The 21,839-nt window shown below is 59.9% G+C and carries 24 protein-coding genes and 1 other RNA gene; 13 read left to right on the forward strand and 12 right to left on the reverse strand.

All coding sequences use genetic code 11. The annotated features are described in order from the left end of the window. Window positions 1-11 precede the first annotated feature (11 nt). The gene (locus JBO08_RS12885; protein ID WP_015886444.1) at window positions 12-569 is read right to left on the reverse strand and encodes a YecA family protein; all 558 of its coding nucleotides are present in this window, start codon (window positions 567-569) and stop codon (window positions 12-14) included. A 138-nt stretch (window positions 570-707) separates the two neighbouring features. Here JBO08_RS12885 and JBO08_RS12890 point away from each other — a divergent pair, with 138 nt between their 5' ends. From JBO08_RS12890 to JBO08_RS12905, 4 genes are all read left to right on the forward strand, one after another. After that, window positions 708-917, forward strand: coding sequence for a TIGR02449 family protein (locus JBO08_RS12890; RefSeq protein WP_007982902.1), 210 nt, complete (start codon window positions 708-710; stop codon window positions 915-917). Next, window positions 914-1,231 carry a cell division protein ZapA gene (locus JBO08_RS12895; protein ID WP_049711015.1) on the forward strand — a complete coding sequence of 106 codons (318 nt, stop codon included), beginning with the start codon at window positions 914-916 and terminating at the stop codon, window positions 1,229-1,231. The genes JBO08_RS12890 and JBO08_RS12895 overlap by 4 nt, the downstream gene beginning before the upstream one ends. Before the next feature lie 30 nt (window positions 1,232-1,261). Then, window positions 1,262-1,440, forward strand: a non-coding RNA gene (ssrS, locus tag JBO08_RS12900) — 6S RNA. A 57-nt stretch (window positions 1,441-1,497) separates the two neighbouring features. Next, entirely contained in the window at window positions 1,498-2,127 is a 630-nt protein-coding gene (locus tag JBO08_RS12905) for a 5-formyltetrahydrofolate cyclo-ligase (protein ID WP_065874457.1), read from the forward strand. Window positions 2,128-2,134: 7 nt separating this feature from the next. On the opposite strand, the gene JBO08_RS12910 is transcribed toward JBO08_RS12905, so the two are convergent. Next, window positions 2,135-2,284, reverse strand: a complete 150-nt coding sequence (locus JBO08_RS12910) for a hypothetical protein (RefSeq protein ID WP_010207387.1) — start codon at window positions 2,282-2,284, stop codon at window positions 2,135-2,137. Window positions 2,285-2,479: 195 nt separating this feature from the next. On the opposite strand from JBO08_RS12910, the gene JBO08_RS12915 reads away from it, so the two are divergent. Both JBO08_RS12915 and JBO08_RS28300 read left to right on the forward strand, forming a co-directional pair. Next, on the forward strand, window positions 2,480-2,929 hold the full coding sequence (locus JBO08_RS12915) for an EVE domain-containing protein (protein WP_065874441.1): 450 nt from the start codon (window positions 2,480-2,482) through the stop codon (window positions 2,927-2,929). Between the two features lie 128 nt (window positions 2,930-3,057). Beyond that, the gene (locus tag JBO08_RS28300; RefSeq protein WP_065910060.1) at window positions 3,058-5,037 is read left to right on the forward strand and encodes an acyltransferase family protein; all 1,980 of its coding nucleotides are present in this window, start codon (window positions 3,058-3,060) and stop codon (window positions 5,035-5,037) included. On the opposite strand, the gene JBO08_RS12925 is transcribed toward JBO08_RS28300, so the two are convergent. Then, complete coding sequence (locus tag JBO08_RS12925) at window positions 5,027-5,434, reverse strand: flagellar basal body-associated protein FliL (RefSeq protein ID WP_049711009.1); 408 nt, start codon at window positions 5,432-5,434, stop codon at window positions 5,027-5,029. The two genes, JBO08_RS28300 and JBO08_RS12925, sit on opposite strands and share 11 nt — an antisense overlap. A 150-nt stretch (window positions 5,435-5,584) precedes the next feature. Here JBO08_RS12925 and JBO08_RS12930 point away from each other — a divergent pair, with 150 nt between their 5' ends. After that, the gene (locus JBO08_RS12930; protein ID WP_065874443.1) at window positions 5,585-6,562 is read left to right on the forward strand and encodes an NADPH:quinone oxidoreductase family protein; all 978 of its coding nucleotides are present in this window, start codon (window positions 5,585-5,587) and stop codon (window positions 6,560-6,562) included. A gap of 229 nt (window positions 6,563-6,791) precedes the next feature. Beyond that, window positions 6,792-8,129 carry a glycerol-3-phosphate transporter gene (gene glpT / locus JBO08_RS12935; RefSeq protein ID WP_065874444.1) on the forward strand — a complete coding sequence of 446 codons (1,338 nt, stop codon included), beginning with the start codon at window positions 6,792-6,794 and terminating at the stop codon, window positions 8,127-8,129. Here glpT and JBO08_RS12940 read toward each other — a convergent pair. Continuing rightward, window positions 8,126-8,782 carry a gamma-glutamylcyclotransferase gene (locus JBO08_RS12940; protein ID WP_065874445.1) on the reverse strand — a complete coding sequence of 219 codons (657 nt, stop codon included), beginning with the start codon at window positions 8,780-8,782 and terminating at the stop codon, window positions 8,126-8,128. The genes glpT and JBO08_RS12940 overlap by 4 nt on opposite strands. 295 nt (window positions 8,783-9,077) lie before the next feature. Between JBO08_RS12940 and JBO08_RS12945 the strand changes: the two genes are divergently transcribed. Continuing rightward, window positions 9,078-9,560: a sn-glycerol-3-phosphate transporter gene (locus JBO08_RS12945; RefSeq protein ID WP_065910062.1), complete on the forward strand. Its 483-nt coding sequence runs from the start codon at window positions 9,078-9,080 to the stop codon at window positions 9,558-9,560. A gap of 120 nt (window positions 9,561-9,680) precedes the next feature. On the opposite strand, the gene JBO08_RS12950 is transcribed toward JBO08_RS12945, so the two are convergent. The 5 genes from JBO08_RS12950 to JBO08_RS12970 form a co-directional block, all read right to left on the reverse strand. After that, window positions 9,681-10,649, reverse strand: coding sequence for a CDP-6-deoxy-delta-3,4-glucoseen reductase (locus JBO08_RS12950; RefSeq protein ID WP_065874447.1), 969 nt, complete (start codon window positions 10,647-10,649; stop codon window positions 9,681-9,683). Next, complete coding sequence (ubiD, locus tag JBO08_RS12955; RefSeq protein WP_049711003.1) at window positions 10,649-12,115, reverse strand: 4-hydroxy-3-polyprenylbenzoate decarboxylase; 1,467 nt, start codon at window positions 12,113-12,115, stop codon at window positions 10,649-10,651. Before ubiD ends, JBO08_RS12950 begins: the two co-directional genes overlap by 1 nt. Before the next feature lie 156 nt (window positions 12,116-12,271). Beyond that, on the reverse strand, window positions 12,272-13,531 hold the full coding sequence (rho, locus tag JBO08_RS12960; protein WP_048729328.1) for a transcription termination factor Rho: 1,260 nt from the start codon (window positions 13,529-13,531) through the stop codon (window positions 12,272-12,274). Between the two features lie 234 nt (window positions 13,532-13,765). After that, window positions 13,766-14,095 carry a thioredoxin TrxA gene (trxA, locus tag JBO08_RS12965; protein ID WP_003213989.1) on the reverse strand — a complete coding sequence of 110 codons (330 nt, stop codon included), beginning with the start codon at window positions 14,093-14,095 and terminating at the stop codon, window positions 13,766-13,768. A gap of 121 nt (window positions 14,096-14,216) precedes the next feature. Further along, window positions 14,217-14,912 carry a FadR/GntR family transcriptional regulator gene (locus tag JBO08_RS12970; RefSeq protein ID WP_065880232.1) on the reverse strand — a complete coding sequence of 232 codons (696 nt, stop codon included), beginning with the start codon at window positions 14,910-14,912 and terminating at the stop codon, window positions 14,217-14,219. Window positions 14,913-15,167: 255 nt separating this feature from the next. Between JBO08_RS12970 and JBO08_RS12975 the strand changes: the two genes are divergently transcribed. From JBO08_RS12975 to JBO08_RS12990, 4 genes are read left to right on the forward strand one after another with little or no spacing between them, the layout of a single operon-like run. Further along, complete coding sequence (locus JBO08_RS12975; RefSeq protein WP_065874450.1) at window positions 15,168-15,953, forward strand: transporter substrate-binding domain-containing protein; 786 nt, start codon at window positions 15,168-15,170, stop codon at window positions 15,951-15,953. Between the two features lie 15 nt (window positions 15,954-15,968). Continuing rightward, window positions 15,969-16,637 (forward strand): amino acid ABC transporter permease, encoded by a 669-nt coding sequence (locus tag JBO08_RS12980; protein ID WP_065874451.1) that lies wholly within the window; start codon window positions 15,969-15,971, stop codon window positions 16,635-16,637. Continuing rightward, window positions 16,634-17,284 carry an amino acid ABC transporter permease gene (locus tag JBO08_RS12985; RefSeq protein WP_065880234.1) on the forward strand — a complete coding sequence of 217 codons (651 nt, stop codon included), beginning with the start codon at window positions 16,634-16,636 and terminating at the stop codon, window positions 17,282-17,284. Before JBO08_RS12980 ends, JBO08_RS12985 begins: the two co-directional genes overlap by 4 nt. Then, the gene (locus JBO08_RS12990; RefSeq protein ID WP_065874453.1) at window positions 17,271-18,002 is read left to right on the forward strand and encodes an amino acid ABC transporter ATP-binding protein; all 732 of its coding nucleotides are present in this window, start codon (window positions 17,271-17,273) and stop codon (window positions 18,000-18,002) included. The genes JBO08_RS12985 and JBO08_RS12990 overlap by 14 nt, the downstream gene beginning before the upstream one ends. Here the strand turns inward: JBO08_RS12990 and JBO08_RS12995 are convergent. From JBO08_RS12995 to JBO08_RS13005, 3 genes are read right to left on the reverse strand one after another with little or no spacing between them, the layout of a single operon-like run. Beyond that, entirely contained in the window at window positions 17,989-18,522 is a 534-nt protein-coding gene (locus tag JBO08_RS12995) for a hypothetical protein (RefSeq protein WP_065874458.1), read from the reverse strand. The genes JBO08_RS12990 and JBO08_RS12995 overlap by 14 nt on opposite strands. 4 nt (window positions 18,523-18,526) lie before the next feature. Then, window positions 18,527-21,043, reverse strand: a complete 2,517-nt coding sequence (locus tag JBO08_RS13000) for a fimbria/pilus outer membrane usher protein (RefSeq protein ID WP_258407106.1) — start codon at window positions 21,041-21,043, stop codon at window positions 18,527-18,529. Between the two features lie 7 nt (window positions 21,044-21,050). Beyond that, entirely contained in the window at window positions 21,051-21,743 is a 693-nt protein-coding gene (locus tag JBO08_RS13005; protein ID WP_083207167.1) for a fimbria/pilus chaperone family protein, read from the reverse strand. Window positions 21,744-21,839 lie beyond the last annotated feature (96 nt).

Here is a 21,839-nt window from a genome sequence, read left to right on the forward strand (position 1 = left end):
GGCTTCCTTTCTTAATGCAGCGACGGCTTGGGTGCAGCGGGTTCAGCAGACTTCTTGGTCTCTGTGAACAGCAGCAGCGGCGCGACGCGCAGGTATTCCATCACCTCCATGTAGTCGCCTTCACCGTCCTCGGATTCTTCCAGAGCGTCTTGCACCTGGGAGATGGCTGCCAGGTCCTGCAACACTTCCTTGGCGTCGGTGCTCAGTTCCAGGCCGCCGGCGTTTACGCCAAAGCCGTGGAGGAAACCTTGGCACCATTGGCCCAAGGCAGCAGCGCGTTCGGTGAGCGGCGCGTCGTCAGTCGGCAGCAGCAGGACCACGGTGACGTCATCACCGGTTAGCTCGCCCTTGACCATCTCTTGCAAGCCGATCAGCGCGTTACGCACGTTGTCGGTCGGCTCGGTTTCGAGCAGCTCGGCCACATCGGCCAGCCAGTTATCAGCGTCAAAGCCAACGCCGGTGCAACTACGGCCCAGCAGCACGCCGTGCAGTTCGGCAGGCGAGCAGGGGTGGCCGCTGGTGCTCAGCAGTTTGGAAAAAGCATCGTACGGGGAGTTCTGAATAGGCATGGTGAGCTAGGCGCCAGACGGCGCAATGTCTAGAATGGAGCGTTGTATCCTAGCACCGGCAGACGTACCAAGACTATCAAGGGCGTCAGATCGTTTATCCTGCAGTTGCCATTCATCAGACAAATCCAGTGGAACCCAATGGAAGACACCGACCTGCAAGCGCTGATGGCCAGACTCGAATTGCTAATTACCCGGGTCGAGCAACTAAAGAGTCAAAACGGACTCCTATTAGCTCAGGAAAAGACCTGGCGCGAGGAACGCGCTCACCTCATTGAAAAAAACGAAATCGCCCGGCGTAAGGTCGAATCGATGATTTCGCGCCTGAAGGCCCTGGAGCAAGACTCATGAGTTCAAGCAATAGCGTCACCGTGCAGATCCTCGACAAAGAATATTCGATCATCTGTCCCCAGGAAGAGCGCAGCAACCTGGTGAGCGCCGCCCGCTACCTGGATGGCAAGATGCGTGAAATCCGCAGCAGCGGCAAAGTCATCGGCGCCGACCGCATCGCCGTGATGGCCGCGCTGAATATTACTCACGATTTACTGCATAAGCAGGAACGCCCTGACGTGCAGGCCAGCGGCTCCACCCGTGAGCAGGTGCGTGACCTGCTGGAGCGTGTTGATCTGGCGCTTTCCAGCGACACAGACGCACCCAAGGGCTGATTGCCGCGACTCTTTAAGGTATACTCGCCCCACTCCCTGGCGTGTTTGCCAGTCGGCGATGTCCCTGAGCCGATTCGCACTACCCTGGAAGTTGCACGTTGGGCTGGTGTGCATGTCCGCTAGACGGAAAGCCTTAAAGCCTACTGCATCTTCCACCTTGAACTTTCGGGTTCAAGGGCTAAGTCGACAGCGGCTCTGTCGGGGAGCCTGAATTCCCAAACTCAATGCCAGTCCTCGGACTGGCATTGTTTTATGAGCCGGAAACCATGACCGAACCTGCGCCGCTTTCCCGTCCGCAACTTCGACGCATGTTGCGCCAGGCCCGCCGCGCCCTCACGCCGAGCGAGCAGCGCAAGGCCGCCCACGGCCTGTATCGGCAACTGGCACAGCACCCGCTGTTTCGCCGGGCCAAACATATCTCTTTGTATCTACCGACGGACGGTGAAATCGATCCGCGCTTGCTGCTGCGCGCAGCCCAGCGCCGGGGCAAGGCCACGTACCTGCCGGTACTCAGCGCCTGGCCGCGGACCAAGATGGTGTTCCAGCGCGTAAGGCCTGGGGAAAAACTGCTGCCGAACCGTTTTCGCATTCTGGAGCCACGGGTGAATATCAGCCGCCAACGCAAGGTCTGGGCATTGGACCTGGTGCTGCTGCCGTTGGTGGGGTTCGATGATGCCGGTGGGCGACTGGGCATGGGCGGCGGGTTTTACGACCGTAGCCTGGCCTACCTGGCGCGCCGCCAGAGCTGGCGCAAGCCGACGCTGCTGGGCCTGGCCCATGAATGCCAGAAAGTCGATCGTTTGGCGCAAGCGAGCTGGGACGTGCCGTTGGCTGGCACCGTAACAGATAAGACTTGGTATATCGCACAGACGCCACTGGAATCAGCGGCGCCTTGAGGAAGAGTTAACGCTTGAACGGTTGCGGCTGCTGCTGAGCCAGTTCAACGGGAGCATCGGTCTTGTTCGACCACAAGCTTTGGGCATACCCGGTGGTCACGACGCCCAGACCAAACAAAATCACCAAAATCCATAGTAAATCCGGTTTACGTTGCATCGATTGCCCCCCTGCAGGCACCTCGTACACGATGACAACAACGTTCCAAAGAAGTCCGTTGCAGCTGCGCCAAGCTTTAAAAGCCGGCATTCTGCGGTAACGTGAACCAACACGCAAACCTTGGCGCCAACCGACTGTCGGTTTGTCATCAAATTGCCTGACAACTTACCCACTCCCTGTTTCAGGAGCCCAAAAATGGCCTATTGGCTGATGAAATCCGAGCCCGACGAACTCTCGATCAACGGCCTGGAAAAGCTCGGTGAAGCGCGCTGGGACGGGGTGCGTAACTACCAGGCACGCAACTTTTTGCGCGCGATGGCGGTGGGTGACGAGTTTTTCTTTTACCACTCCAGCTGCCCCGAGCCTGGCATTGCCGGCATCGGCAAAATCGTCGAGGCGGCCTATCCGGACCCCACCGCGCTGGAACCAGAAAGCCACTATTTCGACGCCAAGGCCACCTCGGAAAAAAACCCGTGGAGTGCGATCAACGTCGCGCACCTGCAAACCTTTCCCAAGGTACTGGGCCTGGGCTACCTGAAACAGCAAGCCGCCCTCGCCGAACTGCCCCTTGTGCAAAAAGGCAGCCGGCTTTCGGTAATGCCGGTGACCCCTGAACAGTGGACGGCAGTGCTGGCGCTGCGTTAACCCCCGCATCAGCAGGAACGAGCTTGCTCGCGAAATAAGCGGACTTACACCTGTCCGAACGGCCAGTCGTCGCGCTCGCCAGGTTGGGGCAGAATCAGTGCCCCACCCACTGAGCAAAGGAAGCCCACGTGTCCTGCCCCACCTCCACCTACAGGCCAGCCATCGACGGCTTGCGGGCAATCGCCGTGCTGAGTGTGATCGTCTTCCATCTGGATTATTTCCAATGGCTGCCGGGCGGTTTTACCGGCGTGGACATGTTCTTCGTGATTTCCGGGTATGTGATCAGCCAGTCGCTATGGGAGCGGCGGGAGCTGACCTTGGGCCGCTACCTGGCAGATTTCTACCGGCGTCGTATGCTGCGCATCATGCCAGCTCTGCTTGTGATGCTGTGCGTCAGCGGCGTGCTCTCAGCGATGCTGATGCCGCCCTTCTGGCTCAGCGACCTGTTTAACCGCACCGGCCTGGCGGCGTTTTTCGGCCTGAGCAATTTTGTGCTGGCCTGGAACACCGATACCTACTTTTCGCCGAGCGCCGAACTCAATCCCTACCTGCATACCTGGTCGCTGGGCGTTGAAGAACAGTTCTACGTGATCTTCCCGGCACTGTTTTTCATCTGGCTGCGCGCCAGACCGCGCGCGTTGCTGCCGTTGGCGGCTCTGGTGTCGCTGCTGGTCGCTGCCTACCAGGTGAATGACCAACCGCTGGCAGCGTTTTACCTGCTGCCAGGGCGATTCTGGGAACTGGCTGCCGGGGCAATGTTGTTTCAGCTGATGTGCACGCGGGCTCCGGCGGCGCGTATCGCGCCCTGGTTACTGGGCGGTGGACTTGTGCTGGTCGTAATGGGCTTTATCTTTGCCGATCCGCGCCAATTTCCGTTTCCCTGGGCGCTGGTGACGGTTGCGGGCACGCTGCTAATGATCGCAGGGATTGTGCAGCAAGGTGACGCATCGCCGGGCCCCTTGCAGCGTCTGCTGCAAACGTCGTTGTTCACCTACATCGGGCGGCTGTCTTATTCGCTGTACCTGTGGCACTGGCCGGTACTGGTGTTCCTACGCTGGACCACCGGGCTGGAATTGCTGGCGGTACAGCTGCTCTATCCTTGCCTGGTGCTGGCGCTTGCCGCAGCGTCCTACCACTGGATCGAGACGCCGATCCGCAGCAGCAGGTCCGTGACCCAGCGCAGCGCATGGCTGACGTTGGCCACGACCGTGCTGGTGACCGGCCTGCTCTGGCGCGGCGCGATGTGGGTAGCGGAGGATCCTGCCGTACTGTCGATCAGCCAGACCCGCGATACCTACACTTGGTACGCCTATAAACATTATCCCCGGGAAGACTTCGAGGTCCTCAAGGACCCGCACCTGGCCGGTCGCCAGTTGTTCGTCATCGGCGACTCACACACGGCGGCCTATCGCACCCTGCTGAACCTCGTGTCGCTGAAGCTGGGCATCAAGGTGCATGACTATGAACAAGGCGGCTGCGGGGTCGTGAGCCTGATAGGCCCCGATCCGAAACACTGCGCGGCCTCCCGCGAAGTCCAGTTGAAGGAGATCGAAGCGCGGGCCAAGCCAGGTGACATCGTGTTTCTGGCCTCATTGCGCATGCCGGAGCTTGCGGGCCGCGAATGGAGAGAGGGTGAGCAGGCGATGGTCGATAAGGCGCTGACCGAACTGACCGCTTCAACGATGGAAGCGGCGCGCATTGACGCCCAAACCCTGTTGAACCGATTGCAGGCGGCACGCCTGACTGTGCTGATCGATGCGCCCAAGCCTCTGTTCAAGGCCGCGCCCAATCGTTGTTCCGATGGGTTCAACCGCATGAACCCGGTATGCGCGCCAGGTCTGACAATGCAACGCGCACAGCTTGAACGACTGCGCGCACCGCAAATGCAACTGTTGCAGGAGCTGAGCGCCGAGTATCCGGCGCTGAGGGTGTGGGACCCGCTGCCGCTGCTGTGCCCCGGCGTGACCTGTTGGGCCTATGACCAAAACGCCAAGCCGCTGTATTTCGACTCCAACCACCTGAGCGGCCACGGCAACCGCGTGCTGGAGCCCGACTTCATAGCGACCTTGCTCAAGATCTGGAGAGCGACACCGCCTGCTACTGAATGATCAGGTTATTGAACAACAAGTCTTCCACTACCGGTTTACCGGTCTCGTCATTCATTACCTGCTGAGTCTGCTTCAGCGCTTCCTGACGCAGTTTTTCCTTGCCTTCAACGGTGCTCATGCTCTCGTTGGTCTGCTGGGTGAACAGCGCCACCAGTTGGTTACGAATCAACGCGTCGTTGGCTTTGACCGCAGCGGCAGCTTCAGTGCCGGTCACGCGCAGCGCGATGTCGGCCTTGAATACTTTGAGCTTCGCCGTGCCATCCAGGCCGTAGTTGCCCACAAACGGCGGGCTTAGGCTGATATAGCTGACCTTCGGCGCCTCGCCTTCTTTGGCCTCTTCGGCCTGGGCTGCCATCGGCAAGGTCAGGGCCAGCATCAACAGGATCCACGCTTTCACAGTTCATTCCTCACATTCGGTTGCCAGGTAGCATAACGCTAGCAAGGCTGAGCACAAGCTTATGGCGACTTATCAGGCCCGGGCATGCTCGTTGACCCACGGGCGTACCCTCCTACACTTATCGGCCACGACGCCAAAAGGAATAGTCCGATGAAAGCTGTGCTGTGCAAAGCCTTCGGCCCTGCCGAAACCCTGGTGCTGGAAGAAATCGCCAGCCCGGCGATCAAGAAGAACGAAATCCTGCTGGACGTGCATGCCGCCGGGGTCAACTTCCCGGATACCTTGATCATTGAGGGCAAGTACCAGTTCAAGCCGCCCTTCCCGTTTTCGCCGGGCGGCGAGGCGGCGGGCGTGGTCAGTGAAGTGGGCGAAAAGGTCAGTCACCTGAAAGTCGGTGACCGGGTCATGGCGCTGACCGGCTGGGGCAGCTTTGCCGAACAGGTCGCGGTGCCGGCCTATAACGTGCTGCCGATCCCGCCGAGCATGGACTTCAACACCGCTGCCGCTTTCAGCATGACCTACGGCACCTCGATGCACGCGTTGAAACAACGGGCCAACCTGCAACCTGGCGAAACGCTGCTGGTGCTCGGCGCTTCGGGTGGCGTGGGCCTGGCCGCCGTTGAAATCGGCAAGGCCATGGGCGCGCGGGTGATCGCTGCCGCCAGCAGCGCCGATAAACTTGCGGTGGCCAAAGCCGCCGGCGCCGATGAGCTGATCAACTACAGCGAAGCCAGCCTGAAAGACGAGATCAAGCGCCTCACCGACGGCAACGGTGCCGATGTGATCTACGACCCGGTGGGTGGCGACCTGTTTGACCAGGCCATCCGCGCCATCGCTTGGAACGGGCGTTTGCTGGTGGTGGGGTTTGCCAGCGGGCGTATTCCGGAGCTGCCGGTGAACCTGGCGCTGCTCAAGGGCGCGGCAGTGGTCGGGGTGTTCTGGGGTTCATTTGCGCAGCGTCAGCCGCAGGAGAATGCGGCGAATTTCCAGCAGTTGTTCACGTGGTATGCCGAGGGTAAGTTGAAGCCGCTGGTGTCGCAGGTATACCCGCTGGAACAGGCCGCCCAGGCGATCAATGATTTGGGGCAGCGCAAGGCGGTGGGCAAGGTCGTCGTCCAAATCCGCTAATGGACTTGAATGCGGTCAATGTGGGAGCTGGCTTGCCTGCTCCCACGTTAGTTAATCAGTGGTCTCTAGACCCAATCCCGACCAGCACTTATCTATTCGCGACATGTTCATAAGAGAACATGCAATTGCTCTGATTTCCTGTGTTTGCAGATAAGAGGCGATGCTATTTTCGGTAACGAAACTGTAACATTCGCATCCGCAGTCAAAACAAGAAATCTGGAGCTCTTGAATGTTTGCTTTCTTTCGTCCTGCCGCACATCAGGCGCCCCTGCCTGAAGAAAAAATAGACAGTACCTACCGACGCCTGCGCTGGCAGATCTTCGCCGGTATCTTCATCGGCTATGCCGGGTACTACCTGCTGCGCAAAAACTTCTCCCTGGCCATGCCCTACTTGATCGACGAGGGTTACACCCGTGGTGAACTGGGCCTGGCGATGTCGGCCATCGCGATCGCCTACGGCCTGTCCAAGTTCCTCATGGGCCTGGTGTCCGACCGTTCCAACCCGCGCTATTTCCTGCCCTTCGGCTTGCTGGTTTCAGCTGGGGTCATGTTCATTTTCGGTTTCGCACCTTGGGCGACGTCCAGCGTGACCATGATGTTCATTTTGCTGTTCATCAACGGCTGGGCTCAAGGCATGGGCTGGCCGCCCAGTGGACGGACCATGGTGCACTGGTGGTCGCAGAAAGAACGCGGCGGCGTGGTGTCGGTATGGAACGTGGCGCACAACGTCGGCGGCGGCCTGATCGGCCCGCTGTTCCTGCTGGGCATGGCCTGGTTCAACGACTGGCACGCAGCGTTCTATGTACCGGCGACGGTGGCATTGGCAGTGGCGGCGTTTGCCTTCATCACCATGCGCGACACCCCGCAATCGGTCGGCCTGCCGCCGATCGAGAAGTACAAGAACGACTACCCGGAAGGCTACGACGCGAGCCACGAAGAAGAATTCAGCGCCAAGGAAATCTTCGTCAAGTACGTGCTGCGCAACAAAATGCTGTGGTACATCGCCTTCGCCAACGTGTTCGTCTACCTGCTGCGCTACGGCGTACTGGACTGGGCGCCGACCTACTTGAAAGAAGCCAAGCACTTCACGGTCGACAAATCGTCCTGGGCGTACTTCTTCTATGAGTGGGCAGGTATCCCGGGCACGCTGCTGTGCGGCTGGATGTCGGACAAGATCTTCCGTGGCAACCGTGGCCTGACCGGTATCGTGTTCATGGCACTGGTGACCGTGGCGACCCTGGTGTACTGGCTCAACCCGCCGGGCAACCCGATGGTCGACATGATCGCGCTGGTCTCCATCGGCTTCCTGATCTACGGCCCGGTAATGCTGATCGGCCTGCAGGCGCTGGAGTTGGCACCGAAGAAAGCCGCCGGCACCGCGGCGGGCTTCACTGGTTTGTTCGGTTACCTGGGGGGGTCGGTAGCAGCGAGTGCGGCCATGGGCTACACCGTGGACCACTTCGGCTGGGACGGTGGTTTTGTGCTGCTGATCGGCGCGTGCGTGTTGGCGATCGCCTTCCTGATCCCAACGTTGTGGCACACCAACAGCGTCAGCTCGGCGCGTTAACCGCCGCCTGAGCAATCCTTTGCACAACGCTTGAGCCGCGCCTCCAGGTTTTTATCTGGCATGGCGTGGCTACGCAGGGCGTTGACGGTCTGCTCGACATAATCGCGAGTTGTGCCGTAACGCCCGCAAGCGCTTTGCAGCACGTGGTTCAGCACGATATCTGGCAAGTTGCCGGCGTAGCTGGGCAAGTGCCGCTCCAACACAAACCCCAATGCCTGCACCGTGCTGCCATCTTCCAGGCGACAGCTGAGCCAGTGCGGCCGGTAAGAGGGGTAAGGCATCTCGCGCTGCCACAAGGCGTAAAGCGAGGCCTCCAGCTGATCTTCCGGCAAGCGGTAGGCAAACCCGCTGCAAGAGCCGCCGCGATCCAGACCAAAGACCAAACCTGGTAATTCCGGCGTACCCCGGTGCTCGTGGGACCACAAGTAAAGACCCCGGTGATAACCATGGACCCGTGCCCGCATGCGCTCGGTCGACGAGCATTCAGGGCGCCAGATCAGCGAACCATACGCAAATAGCCAGACCGGCCCACCCTTATGCCGGGCCATGGTGGCCTGCATCGAGCTCATCAATTGTTCGTGAGTGAGTTGCGGCCCAAGATCGAGACGCGGAGGGTAAGCCAATTGCAAAAGATCAGTTTCAATGGCGGTCATGGCGAAAAGCGGTACGCCTCCTATGTATTACCAGTTGTAAGCAACTCTACCGTAATAAAACCCGCAGCAATAAGCCGCCCGTCTCAGATATAGCTTAAGGACATTTGCCTGAGACACTAAATACCGTAAGCGAATAAGTACGGATATAAGCGCCACTGCCATTCGTCAGCATTACCCGTGCCAATCCCGTCGCTTTCAGCCCCGGTTCAGCCTGGGCACCCGCCAACCCATCAAAATAGCGCACACATCACGACCCACTTAGCCGCCCACCAAATCGACTATCGAGGTCGCACCCATGAAAAGATTCCGACTGCCTGGCCTTTTGTTCCTGGCCCAGGCCACCACCGCACTGGCTGGCGAAACACTCGCGAGCGAGGACGACAAAGGCTTCTGGTACGCGCAGACCAGCGTCTACACCCGGCATTTCGCGCCCGCCCCGGAGCACAACAACAACCAGGACCTGATCGGCCTGGAGCGCAACGAAGCGTCAGGTTTTGTGTATGGCGGGGCGACATTTCGCAATTCGTTCAGGCAGCGCTCGTATTACGCGTACGCGGGCAAGCGCTACGACATGGCGAACTATCCGGTGTATTTGAAGCTGACCGGCGGAGCGATCCAGGGTTATCGCGGCAAGTACCGTGACAAGATCCCATTGAATCGTTACGGCGTGGCGCCGGTGATCATTCCGTCGGTGGGCACGCATTATGGGCCCGTGGCGGCGGAGGTGGTGTTGCTGGGGTTTAATGCGGCGATGGTGACGACTGGATTACGATTCTGACCGCAACGCAAAATACTGTGGGAGCTGGCTTGCCTGCGATAGCGGTGTGTCAGCCACCTATTTGCAACTGATACACCGCTATCGCAGGCAAGCCAGCTCCCACATTAGATTCCGGTCAGATCAGGGCCGGGGGGCGTAGGCGAACACATCGGCACGCATCTGGTGCGCATCCATACCGGCATCCACCAGCGCGTCCAGGGTGCCGTAGATCATGGCCGGTGAACCGCTGGCGTAGACATGCACCGACTTGAGGTCGGTGATGTCTTCGCACACCGCTTCATGCAACAACCCACAGCGCCCTTCCCAACCACACAAGTCGCTGACGACTTTGTGCAGGAACAGGTTGGGCAGTTGCAGCCACTGGTCCCAATGCTCAATGTCGTAGAAATCTTCCGGGCGACGTACGCCCCAGTACAGGTGCACCGGGTGCTTGAAGCCAGAGGCGCGGCAATGTTCGATCAGGCTGTGCATCTGCGCCATGCCGGTACCGGCGGCGATCAATACCAGCGGCCCATCCGGCAGCTCGGCCAAGTGGGTGTCACCAAAGGGCATTTCGATCCGAGCCATCTGGTTGCGCTGCAGTTGCTCCAACAGGGTGCGCGCACTGTCCTCGCGGACCAGCACATGCAGCTCCAGCTCGCGTCCAGCATGGGGTGCCGACGCCAGGGAGAATGCCGATTTCTCGCCATTGTCGCGCTCGATCATCAAGTATTGCCCGGCGTGGTAACGCACCGCCTTGCCAGCCGGCGCGCGCAGGCGCACGCGCCATACATCGCCACCGACTTCTACGCATTCACTCAATTGGCACGACAACTTGCGCAATGGCAACTCTCCCGGCGCCAGCACGCCATCCCACAGCACAATGCAATCTTCCAACGGCTCGGCGATGCAGGTGTAGAACTCCCCGTGGTCGCGCACCTCACCGGCTTGCTGCACCCGACCTTCCACCAGCAGCGCGGCACACACGTGGCATACGCCGTTGCGGCAGGCCTGAGGGCAGTCGTAGCCCAGGCGGCGAGCGCCTTCGAGGATTCGCTCACCAGGGACTAGCTCCAGCACGGCGCCGGAAGGTTGCAGGGTTACACGCATCAATCTATTCCCAATTCTTTCCAGATCGCATCGACACGGGCGGTGACGGCTTCATCCTTGACGATTACCCGGCCCCATTCGCGGGTGGTTTCACCCGGCCATTTGTGGGTGGCGTCCAGGCCCATCTTCGAACCCAGGCCCGACACTGGCGAGGCGAAATCGAGGTAGTCGATCGGCGTGTTGTCGATCATCACCGTATCGCGCTTGGGGTCCATGCGCGTGGTGATGGCCCAGATCACGTCGTTCCAATCGCGGGCATTGATGTCGTCGTCGGTGACAATAACGAACTTGGTGTACATGAACTGTCGCAAAAACGACCACACACCGAGCATTACCCGCTTGGCATGGCCTGGGTACGACTTCTTCATGGTCACGATGGCCATGCGGTACGAGCAGCCTTCCGGCGGCAGGTAGAAGTCGGTGATCTCCGGGAATTGCTTTTGGAGGATCGGCACGAACACTTCGTTCAGCGCCACACCCAAAATAGCCGGCTCATCTGGCGGACGGCCGGTGTAGGTGCTGTGGTAGATCGGCTTGATCCGATGAGTGATGCGCTCGACGGTGAACACCGGGAAGCTGTCGACTTCGTTGTAATAGCCAGTGTGGTCGCCGTACGGCCCTTCATCGGCCATCTCGCCCGGATGAATCACGCCTTCGAGGATGATTTCGGCAGTGGCCGGCACTTGCAGGTCGTTGCCACGGCACTTCACCAGTTCGGTGCGGTTGCCGCGCAGCAGGCCGGCGAACGCATATTCGGAGAGGCTGTCCGGCACCGGGGTCACGGCGCCGAGGATGGTGGCCGGGTCGGCACCCAGGGCCACGGAAACCGGGAACGGCTTGCCGGGGTGCTTTTCACACCACTCGCGGAAGTCCAGGGCGCCGCCACGGTGGCTCAACCAACGCATGATCACCTTGTTGCGGCCGATCACTTGCTGACGGTAGATACCGAGGTTCTGGCGGTCTTTGTTCGGGCCTTTGGTGACGGTCAGGCCCCAGGTGATCAGCGGGCCAACGTCGCCTGGCCAACAGGTCTGCACGGGCAGCATGCCGAGGTCGACGTCATCGCCTTCGATGACGACTTCCTGGCACACCGCGTCCTTGACCACCTTGGGAGCCATGGCAATGATCTTGCGGAAGATTGGCAGCTTCGACCAGGCATCCTTCAGCCCCTTGGGCGGCTCGGGCTCCTTGAGGAAGGCCAGCAGCTTGCCGATCTCGCGCAGTTCGCTGACCGCCTCGGCACCCATGCCAAACGCCACGCGTTCAGGCGTGCCGAACAGGTTGCCGAGCACCGGGATATCAAAGCCGGTCGGGTTCTCGAACAGCAGCGCCGGACCCTTGTTGCGTAGGGTACGGTCGCAAATCTCAGTCATTTCCAGCACCGGGGAAATCGGCATCTGGATACGTTTCAACTCTCCGCGCTGCTCAAGTTGCTGCACGAAATCCCGAAGATCCTTGAATTTCATTAACCATGCCACCCGTAAAATAGGCGTACATCCTACCTGCTATGACGGCGGCTGGCAGCTTATCGCGGTGCATTTGGGTACAGAGAATGCTTAAAAAACCGACGAAAAAAAATGGCGCCCCTGAGGGCGCCATTCTTTCGGACCTGAAACGTCGTATTACTTACGCTTCATCGACAAGAAGAACTCGTCGTTGGTCTTGGTAGCTTTCAGCTTGTCGATCAGGAACTCGATGGCGGCGACTTCGTCCATCGGGTGCAGCAGCTTGCGCAGGATCCACATGCGCTGCAGTTCGTCGTCGGCGGTCAGCAACTCTTCGCGGCGGGTGCCGGAACGGTTGATGTTGATCGCCGGGAACACGCGTTTTTCCGCGATGCGACGGTCCAGGGGCAGTTCCATGTTGCCGGTACCCTTGAACTCTTCGTAGATCACTTCGTCCATCTTCGAGCCGGTTTCAACCAGCGCGGTGGCGATAATGGTCAGCGAGCCGCCTTCTTCGATGTTCCGCGCGGCGCCGAAGAAACGCTTCGGTTTCTCCAGGGCGTGGGCATCGACACCACCGGTCAATACCTTGCCGGAGCTCGGGATCACGGTGTTGTAGGCACGGGCCAGACGGGTGATGGAGTCGAGCAGGATCACCACGTCTTTCTTGTGTTCGACCAGGCGCTTGGCCTTCTCGATCACCATTTCGGCAACCTGCACGTGGCGGGTTGGCGGCTCATCGAACGTGGAGGCAACCACTTCGCCGCGCACGGTGCGCTGCATTTCGGTTACTTCTTCCGGACGCTCATCGATCAGCAATACGATCAGGTGAACTTCAGGATTGTTACGTGCGATGTTCGCTGCAATGTTCTGCAGCATGATGGTCTTACCGGCTTTCGGCGGTGCGACGATCAGGCCACGCTGGCCTTTGCCGATCGGGGCGCACAGGTCGATCACACGACCGGTCAAGTCTTCGGTGGAACCGTTACCGGCTTCCATCTTCATGCGCACGGTCGGGAACAGCGGGGTCAGGTTCTCGAAGAGAATCTTGTTTTTCGCGTTCTCTGGACGATCGAAGTTGATCGTGTCGACCTTGAGCAGGGCGAAATAACGCTCGCCTTCCTTAGGAGGGCGGATCTTGCCAACGATGGTGTCACCGGTGCGCAAGTTGAAGCGACGGATCTGGCTCGGCGAGACGTAGATATCGTCTGGGCCGGCAAGATAGGAGGCGTCTGCAGAGCGGAGGAAGCCGAAGCCGTCCTGGAGAATCTCCAGCACGCCATCACCGGAGATTTCCTCGCCGCTTTTCGCGTGCTTCTTGAGCAGGGAGAAAATCACGTCCTGCTTGCGCGAACGGGCCATATTTTCTATGCCCATTTCTTCGGCCAGTTGGAGCAGGTCGGTAATCGGCTTTTGCTTGAGTTCAGTCAGATTCATATAGGAATGACGTAATCATTTATGGAGGGGGGAAATTAAGCTTTTGGCTTAATGAGGCCGCGCCGCAGAGAAGGCGACAGGATCGCGTACTAATCGAAAAGGAATGCGTCGGCGACGGCTTGCAGGGGGCAGTGGAGAAACCAGTGCGGGGCCGAATGTACCACCTGAATTTCGGAGCGTCTAGCCCTGTTTTACGAAAAAGCCCCGCGATTTGCGGGGCTTTTTTGACGACGCTTAGATGTTCGCGTCGAGGAAAGCTTGCAGCTGAGACTTCGACAGCGCGCCTACTTTAGTGGCTTCGACGTTGCCGTTCTTGAACAGCATCAGGGTCGGAATACCACGCACGCCGTGCTTGGCCGGGGTTTCCTGGTTGTCGTCGATGTTCAGCTTGGCAATGGTCAGCTTGCCTTCGTAAGTGGTTGCAATGTCGTCCAGGACTGGAGCGATCATTTTGCAAGGGCCGCACCACTCAGCCCAGTAGTCAACCAGCACCGGGCCTTGAGCCTTGAGTACTTCGGCCTCAAAGGTCGCGTCGGTGACGTGCTTGATAAGATCGTTGCTCATGGATGTCTCCGGATTGTAAGCAAAAAAAACGTGGCCCATCATAGCCGCCCTTCCCCCGTTCAGGAAGCCGCCTCTGATTGAGTCTTGCTATGGTGCCGCATGAGTTTGGGTATCGCCCCACTCAGGGGGTTACGGGAGTCACGAAAGCGATACCCGTGCGCAACGCCGCATTGCGCACGTGTTCCTGCATGGTTTTCTGCGCCGCCGCACTGGCGCGCCGGGCCAGGGCACGCACTATCCTGCGGTGCTCCTGCCAGGTTTCCATGGCCCGCTCCGGCCGGATGAACGGTAGTTTCTGGCTCTCCAGGAACACTTCGGCACTCGCACTCAAAATACTCACCATCGCCTGGTTACCGCTGGCCAGCAGGATGCGTTGGTGAAATTCGAAGTCCAGCCTGGCAGCCGCTTCGAAGTCGCCGGCCTTGAGCACCTTGCGCATCGCTTCGACATTGTCTTCCAGGCTGTCCAGCTCATCGAGGGTCAAGGTCACCGCCGCCAACCCCGCTGCAAAGCCTTCAAGGGCGTAGCGCAACTGAAAGATATCCAGCGGCGTGGCCTGTGCCGCGAACGGCCAGGCAAACCCCGGCGACTCGTCAGCAGCCTGTACAAACACGCCCTTGCCCGGCTGCACATTGACCACGCCCAATGCGCTCAGGGACGACAACGCCTCGCGCAACGACGCCCGGCTCACGCCCAACTGCAGCGCAAGATCGCGCTGGGACGGCAAGGCATCGCCCGGCCCGAAGCCTTGCTCCTTGATCAGTTTGCGGATGGCCTGCAGGGCCGCTTCCGGTACGGCTTGGGCGATGGAATTCATAGAAAACTCAATGTTCCAGTCAACTGAGCGGCTAGTTGTAAAGCTATTCGGGGCGGGCGGCAAGCCACGCCCCAAAGGGGCTCGCCAGGTTTTACCGGCGCTCGAAAAGGGTGCGAAACGCCGAGTCACTGTTCAGACCAGTAAGACCACGGCAGCTCAACAAATCCCGGCCTCGCAGACGATTCCAGAGGTAATGGCATGGGCTGTGCACTGAGCAAATCCAGAAAAGTCCTTCGCCCTTCTCGGAGAGTTGCCATGACCAAGCGCTACAGCGCCCTGCTTACTGCCCTGTTTGCCAGCCTGATGCTGAGCCAGGCACCCGCCCAGGCCAATGGTCTGGACGACATCGTTGCCCGTGGCACCCTCAAGGTCGCCGTGCCTCAGGACTTCCCGCCGTTCGGCTCGGTCGGCCCCGACATGAAGCCGCGTGGCCTGGACATCGACACCGCCAAGCTGCTGGCCGACCAACTCAAGGTCAAGCTGGAACTGACCCCGGTCAACAGCACCAACCGTATCCCGTTCCTCACCACCGGTAAGGTCGACCTGGTGATTTCCAGCCTGGGTAAAAACGCCGAGCGCGAAAAGGTGATCGACTTCTCCAAGGCCTACGCACCGTTCTACCTGGCTGTGTTCGGTCCGCCTGATGCCGCCGTCAGTACCCTGGACGATCTCAAGGGCAAGACCATCAGCGTGACCCGTGGCGCTATCGAAGACATCGAGCTGACTGCCGTCGCGCCCAAAGAGGCGACCATCAAGCGCTTCGAAGACAACAACTCGACCATCGCCGCCTACCTGGCCGGCCAGGTCGACCTGATCGCCAGCGGCAACGTGGTGATGGTGGCGATCAGCGAACGCAACCCGAAACGCGTGCCTGCACTGAAAGTGAAGCTCAAGGACTCGCCGGTGTACGTGGGCGTGAACAAGAACGAGCCGGCGCTGCTGGAGAAGGTCAACCAGATCCTGGTCGCTGCTAAAGCCGATGGCAGCCTGGAAAAGAACGCGATGCAGTGGCTCAAAGAACCATTGCCTGCCGACCTCTAAAAGCGGAGCTGATTCATGGCGTATCAATTCGACTTTTTGCCGGTGCTGGCCAATACCGACCTGCTGTTGCGCGGTGCGCTGTTCACCCTTGAACTGACAGCCATTGGCGCGATTCTCGGCGTAGCGTTGGGCACCGTAGGCGCGGTGGTGCGGGCCTGGAAGATCCAGCCGTTTGCGTGGTTCTTCGGTGTGTACGTCGAGTTGATCCGCAACACGCCGTTCCTGGTGCAGTTGTTCTTCATCTTCTTCGGCCTGCCGTCCCTGGGACTGAAGATCACCGAATGGCAAGCCGCCGTACTGGCGATGGTGATCAACCTGGGGGCCTATTCCACCGAGATCATCCGCGCCGGCATCCAGGCGATTCCACGCGGGCAGTTGGAAGCTGCCGCAGCGCTGGCGATGACACGCTTCGAAGCGTTCCGCCACGTGGTGCTGCTGCCGGCGCTGGGCAAGGTGTGGCCGGCCCTGAGCAGCCAGATCATCATTGTGATGCTCGGTTCGGCAGTGTGTTCACAGATCGCCACTGAAGAGCTGAGCTTCGCCGCCAACTTTATCCAGTCGCGCAATTTCCGCGCTTTTGAAACCTATGCCCTGACCACCTTGGTGTACCTGTGCATGGCGCTGATGATTCGCCAGTTGCTCAACTGGATCGGCCGCCGGTTTGTGATGAGGAACAGCCGATGAGTGATTTCTCTTTCTGGGACATCGTGCGCAACCTGCTCACGGGCCTGCAATGGACGCTGTTGCTGTCGCTGGTGGCGTTTGTGGGTGGCGGCGTGATCGGCTTGCTGGTGATGACCATGCGCATCAGCCGCAAGGCGTTCCCGCGCAACGTTGCGCGCACCTATATCGAACTGTTCCAGGGCACGCCGCTGCTGATGCAGTTGTTCCTGGTGTTTTTCGGCGTTGCTCTGCTGGGTGTGGATATCTCGCCCTGGCTCGCGGCGGCAATCGCCCTGACCTTGTTTACCAGCGCCTACCTGGCTGAAATCTGGCGCGGCTGCGTCGACTCCATCGCCCACGGGCAATGGGAAGCGTCGGCCAGCCTGGCGCTCAACCCGCTTGAACAACTGCGCTACGTGATCCTGCCCCAAGCCCTGCGCATCGCCGTGGCGCCCACCGTGGGCTTCTCGGTGCAGGTGGTCAAAGGCACCGCCGTGACCTCAATCATCGGCTTTACCGAACTGACCAAGACCGGCGGCATGCTCGCCAATGCCACCTTCGAGCCCTTCATGGTCTACGGCCTGGTAGCGCTTGGTTACTTTTTGCTCTGCTACCCCCTATCCCTCAGTGCGCGCTACCTGGAAAGGAGACTGCATGCCTCTGCTTAGAATTTCCGCCCTGCATAAGTATTACGGCGATCACCACGTACTCAAGGGCATCGACCTGACCGTTGAAGAAGGCCAGGTGGTGGCGATCATCGGTCGCAGCGGCTCGGGTAAATCCACACTACTGCGCACCCTCAACGGCCTGGAATCGATCAACGACGGCGTGATTGAAGTCGACGGCGAATACCTCGACGCCGCCCGCGCTGACCTGCGCAGCCTGCGGCAGAAAGTCGGCATGGTGTTCCAGCAGTTCAACCTGTTCCCGCACCTGACCGTCGGCGAAAACGTGATGCTCGCGCCGCAAGTCGTCCAAAAAGTGCCCAAGGCCAAGGCTGCGCTGCTGGCCAAGCAAATGCTGGAGCGCGTCGGGCTGGGGGAGAAATTCGACGCCTTCCCCGATCGCCTGTCCGGCGGACAGCAGCAACGTGTGGCGATTGCCCGCGCACTGGCGATGTCGCCCAAGGTGCTGCTGTGCGATGAAATCACCTCGGCCCTCGACCCAGAACTGGTCAATGAGGTGCTCAGTGTGGTGCGCCAACTGGCCAAGGACGGCATGACCCTGATCATGGTGACCCACGAGATGCGCTTTGCGCGGGAAGTCGGCGACAAGCTGGTGTTCATGCACCAGGGCAAGGTGCATGAAGTGGGTGACCCAAAGCAGCTGTTCGCCAACCCGCAAACTGCCGAACTGGCCAACTTCATCGGCTCTACGGAACAGTAGGACTGACCAGTACGAATTGGCCATGCCCCTCCAGCAGCACCTCCCGGCGCACCGAGAGGGCATCGGCGGGCAAGTGAACCTCAACCTCTACCTGGGCCGTCAACCGGCGGCCCATCATTGGCACACCGGCTGCGCTCGCAACCAATGTGCGGCCAGGTAACAGCCGCCCGTCAGCCGTTTCATCGGTTTGCCACGCCACCGGCCTGCCGTCGACCTGAGCCCGCCTCAGGCTCAACATGAAGCGTCCTTGTCGGCCAAACTGAAAACCCTGGGCATCGGCAGGCGCACCACTGAAGCGCAATGCCATTGCCGCCGGGTTGGCGCAGAGCACGCTTAGGTGCAGCGTACGCTGCGTATCCAGCCTCAGCGTCGAGCGACCGGACGACGTTTGCGAGGGACGAATTACCCCGTAATCGACCCGGGGCTCGCTCAAGGTCATCCGGCAGTCTTCAGCCCGCGCCTGGTTCACCAGCAGGGCGACTACCACCAGACACACGCCAGCGGCACGCGGGCCGTACATCCGTTCAGCGAACATGGCATACCACGGGTGCGGTGTCGTAGAGTTGGTCATCGTCAGGCTCTTGCTCCGGGTTGACTTGCAGCAGGCAGGATTGCGAATCCGGCAATGAAACCTTCAGGGTTTGCGGCCCATCAATGTTGCTGAGGAAAATCATGCCCTCACCCACCACGCTGGTTACAAAGTTGTTGTCCTGGCCAAACACAGCAGCCCCTTGAGGCAAGGGCCGACCTTGTTCATCCTGAGCTTCAAGCAACAGGCGACGGACTTTCACCACATCAAAGTTGAGGATGTTGACTGAGCCACGACCAGCGGCGAGCACCTTGGTCCCGTTCTTCAAGTCGACGCGCTTGGGCAGCGACTGGGTCTGTACCTGCAGATGGTTGTTGCTGTAGGCCTGCAGCCCGGGGATCACCGCCTGGCCGCTGAAATCCGTCCATACCGGCCCTTGGGCCGTGGAGACCTTGGCCTTAGCAATATCGCCCACCGAGACGATGCCAAACGTGTCCTGCACTGCATACGGCGAGAACGTCACGCCGTGTTCATGAGCGACGATGCCGCCTTGCAGTTGCCCGGAATAGCTGGTGCTTGACGGATCACGGCTGGCACCGAGGCTCACGCGGGTATAAAGCGGCAATACGTCCACCCGGCCGCGCACGCTCTGCTCCCGCTCGTTCACGTCTCGATCAACACCGACCTCGTAGTTCACATAGTCGTTGACCCGCTCGCTTAGAGCGGTACCCGCATCCAGTCGGTCGCCTCGACGACTGACGTAAGAACTGACTCGGCGATCACCGCCCAGGGGCACCGTGACCTGCAGCCTGAGGGAGGTGTCTTCGTCCAGCCGGTCGTCGCGTCGGCCACCCGCAACCGCGTCACGGCGTCGAGGCCTGGCCCCACCGACCTGGGCGTCGGCGATCAGCGCCACCCCCACACCGTTAAACGTATTGTTCCACGAGGCAAAGAGGTGATCGGCGGACTGCCCGTCAAACTGCGAGCTACGCGTGAAACTGATGGAAAAACCACCCACAAACGGATCCGCCCAGCTTAAACCTGCCGTGTACTGGCGCTTGAAACGCGCATCGAAGTCGTACCCACGCGACGCCTGGCCTGCGTCCAGCACCTCCCGATAGCCTCGGCTTTGCGTAGAGGCGCTCAGGTTCATGTCGAGGTTGGCGAACAACGGGCTGCCCACAGAGAGTGTGCTGCGTGCGCCCCCTACGCCATCTTGGCCATCACGGGACAGGTTGTGGCGCATGCCCACCGTCATTTGATGGAAAAACACACTGCTCAGTGAGCCACCTGCCGACTGATACTCGTCGGTACTCAGCAAACCGAAACCCAGTGACGCGTTCTGGCCCAGCCCCCAGGTGCCGCTGCCCATGGCAACAACGGGCGCTTCCCGGCTGTCGAAGGACGTGTCACGCACCTTGCCGACGGAAAAGTAATACCCCGGCGTAACAGGAGCCCCACCTCGAAAGGACGCAGCGGGTACGACAAAACTGCGCTTTGCGCCCCGCACGTCAATCACGCTCACATCGAGGTCGCTGGTGCTGTTGAGCAACGGTAATCCGGTGAGCCTGAACGGCCCCTCCGGTACCAGCGTGGTATGGATCAATGCACCCGACTGACGCACCTCGACCCGTGACTGGCTTTGGGCCAGCCCTTCAACCACTACCTCGCTGCTGCCCCCGCCCGCGCGTTGTTGACCATCCGGAAAAAGCTGCAAGCCAGCCAGTTGTACCCCGCCAAATATCGGGTTGTTGCTGGAAATCTGCCCGACCTGGAAAGTCGACTGCAACGCCGCGATATCGCGCTGGGCGTAGGCGTCCACCTGCTCGGTTCGAGTCTGGCCATTGTCAGAGATAAAAAACTGGCGGCTACGAACAATCCAGTTACCCAGATTGAACCCTGCCTCGGTATAGGCCGATACAAAGCGACTTGGCCCACTTCGCGAGCGGGTATCGAAACCCAACACGTCATAGTTGAAGATGGCTGCCGCGCCGCCCTGAGAAAAATTCCCGGCCTCCCACTCTGGCGCGCGCAGGGACTGGGTCGGCACTACCAGGGTGACCTCATCGCTGCTCGGGCGCAGCCGTACCATGGTCGCCGGGTATTCCCCAACGAAATCATGGCAGGCCTGGTCAGGACTGATGCCTTCGCGTAGCACACGGGAGGGTGTGACCAGACCCGCCTTCGCCAGTAACGCCTCGGTGAAGCACAACTGGCCCTGGTAATCGAACCGCGCGTCCACCAACCCCAGCGGGGTGCCATTGACCCGCAGCCCGACCACATGCACACCTTCGCGAAAGCGCGCCGCGCTGCGAAAGTATTCGGACACCTGCGGGTCGATCCCAAGGGTTGTCAACGCGGCCAGGTCAAAACCTTCTCCGAGCTCCAAGGCCGCGCTGGAGCCTGGCAACCCCCACAGCGTCGCGAGCCCCAGCAAGACCCTGGAACGCGCCTGTAATACCTTGCCAGGCGCGCTTTTGGCAGAGCGACCTGAGTGCCTGATCTTTTTCATAGGCTCGTCAGTCCGCATCTGCCGTAACGGGTGCGCGGTAGCTGTCCACCGTAAACCCGTAGACCGTGGCCGGTTGAATCTCCACCGCGACCACTCCCGCCACTGAGTCGTCCGTCACGACTGTGAGCACTTCACCCGGCAGAATGTAGGTACGCGGTAACTTTCCCAGACGCGCCAGCGGATGCAGTTGGACTTCGAGTGCCATCCGCACAACGTAAGCGCTGTTGTTATAAGCCTTTATCTGGTCACCTTCGCGCTTCCAGGTGAGCAACTGCCACGGCGCATCGTGCTTGGGCAGGCCTTTGGGATGCAGGATCAACGGCAGGTTCTGGCGCAGGGTGATACCAATGGTCGCACCGCCGGGCGTGCGAGCCTGGGGGATACCTTCAAAGGAGACTCGCTTCAGGCGCTGGGTCTTGAGCGGTGCCTTCGCGGTCATGATGAAGCGTACAAGTTGAGTGTCGCCCGACTCGACCCGAGTAATGGGCGGCGTAACGATCAATAAGGATTCCAAATCTTCTGGTATGTTTTGTATGACCGAATGCAATAACGCCGCGCCAGGATCAGTGTTTTTTATATTAAGTGTCGCTTCACCGTCCTCTTCATTCAAAATCACAACTGTTGTCTCGGGTTGCATCCCGTCAGCTACTGCCATACCACACAAGCAAAGGCACACGCTTATATACCGTAGAAACGCCATCACTATTATTGAAAGAGCCTTCACTGAGTTTCCTCACAGCCATAAAGCCAACAATTAACGAACACCCACGCAAAAACAGCCGACACTTAACAGAGA

This window comes from Pseudomonas sp. LAP_36, assembly GCF_019456785.1.
Taxonomy (GTDB): Bacteria; Pseudomonadota; Gammaproteobacteria; order Pseudomonadales; family Pseudomonadaceae; genus Aquipseudomonas; species Aquipseudomonas tritici.

Excerpts from the sequence above, each read along its gene's own strand:
- JBO08_RS12885 (WP_015886444.1), bottom strand. The coding sequence starts at position 569 with ATGCCTATTCAGAACTCCCCGTACGATGCTTTTTCCAAACTGCTGAGC.
- JBO08_RS12890 (WP_007982902.1), top strand. The coding sequence starts at position 708 with ATGGAAGACACCGACCTGCAAGCGCTGATGGCCAGACTCGAATTGCTA.
- JBO08_RS12895 (WP_049711015.1), top strand. The coding sequence starts at position 914 with ATGAGTTCAAGCAATAGCGTCACCGTGCAGATCCTCGACAAAGAATAT.
- JBO08_RS12905 (WP_065874457.1), top strand. The coding sequence starts at position 1,498 with ATGACCGAACCTGCGCCGCTTTCCCGTCCGCAACTTCGACGCATGTTG.
- JBO08_RS12910 (WP_010207387.1), bottom strand. The coding sequence starts at position 2,284 with ATGCAACGTAAACCGGATTTACTATGGATTTTGGTGATTTTGTTTGGT.
- JBO08_RS12915 (WP_065874441.1), top strand. The coding sequence starts at position 2,480 with ATGGCCTATTGGCTGATGAAATCCGAGCCCGACGAACTCTCGATCAAC.
- JBO08_RS12930 (WP_065874443.1), top strand. The coding sequence starts at position 5,585 with ATGAAAGCTGTGCTGTGCAAAGCCTTCGGCCCTGCCGAAACCCTGGTG.
- glpT (WP_065874444.1), top strand. The coding sequence starts at position 6,792 with ATGTTTGCTTTCTTTCGTCCTGCCGCACATCAGGCGCCCCTGCCTGAA.
- JBO08_RS12940 (WP_065874445.1), bottom strand. The coding sequence starts at position 8,782 with ATGACCGCCATTGAAACTGATCTTTTGCAATTGGCTTACCCTCCGCGT.
- JBO08_RS12945 (WP_065910062.1), top strand. The coding sequence starts at position 9,078 with ATGAAAAGATTCCGACTGCCTGGCCTTTTGTTCCTGGCCCAGGCCACC.
- JBO08_RS12950 (WP_065874447.1), bottom strand. The coding sequence starts at position 10,649 with ATGCGTGTAACCCTGCAACCTTCCGGCGCCGTGCTGGAGCTAGTCCCT.
- ubiD (WP_049711003.1), bottom strand. The coding sequence starts at position 12,115 with ATGAAATTCAAGGATCTTCGGGATTTCGTGCAGCAACTTGAGCAGCGC.
- rho (WP_048729328.1), bottom strand. The coding sequence starts at position 13,531 with ATGAATCTGACTGAACTCAAGCAAAAGCCGATTACCGACCTGCTCCAA.
- trxA (WP_003213989.1), bottom strand. The coding sequence starts at position 14,095 with ATGAGCAACGATCTTATCAAGCACGTCACCGACGCGACCTTTGAGGCC.
- JBO08_RS12970 (WP_065880232.1), bottom strand. The coding sequence starts at position 14,912 with ATGAATTCCATCGCCCAAGCCGTACCGGAAGCGGCCCTGCAGGCCATC.
- JBO08_RS12975 (WP_065874450.1), top strand. The coding sequence starts at position 15,168 with ATGACCAAGCGCTACAGCGCCCTGCTTACTGCCCTGTTTGCCAGCCTG.
- JBO08_RS12980 (WP_065874451.1), top strand. The coding sequence starts at position 15,969 with ATGGCGTATCAATTCGACTTTTTGCCGGTGCTGGCCAATACCGACCTG.
- JBO08_RS12985 (WP_065880234.1), top strand. The coding sequence starts at position 16,634 with ATGAGTGATTTCTCTTTCTGGGACATCGTGCGCAACCTGCTCACGGGC.
- JBO08_RS12990 (WP_065874453.1), top strand. The coding sequence starts at position 17,271 with ATGCCTCTGCTTAGAATTTCCGCCCTGCATAAGTATTACGGCGATCAC.
- JBO08_RS12995 (WP_065874458.1), bottom strand. The coding sequence starts at position 18,522 with ATGTACGGCCCGCGTGCCGCTGGCGTGTGTCTGGTGGTAGTCGCCCTG.
- JBO08_RS13000 (WP_258407106.1), bottom strand. The coding sequence starts at position 21,043 with ATGAAAAAGATCAGGCACTCAGGTCGCTCTGCCAAAAGCGCGCCTGGC.
- JBO08_RS13005 (WP_083207167.1), bottom strand. The coding sequence starts at position 21,743 with ATGGCGTTTCTACGGTATATAAGCGTGTGCCTTTGCTTGTGTGGTATG.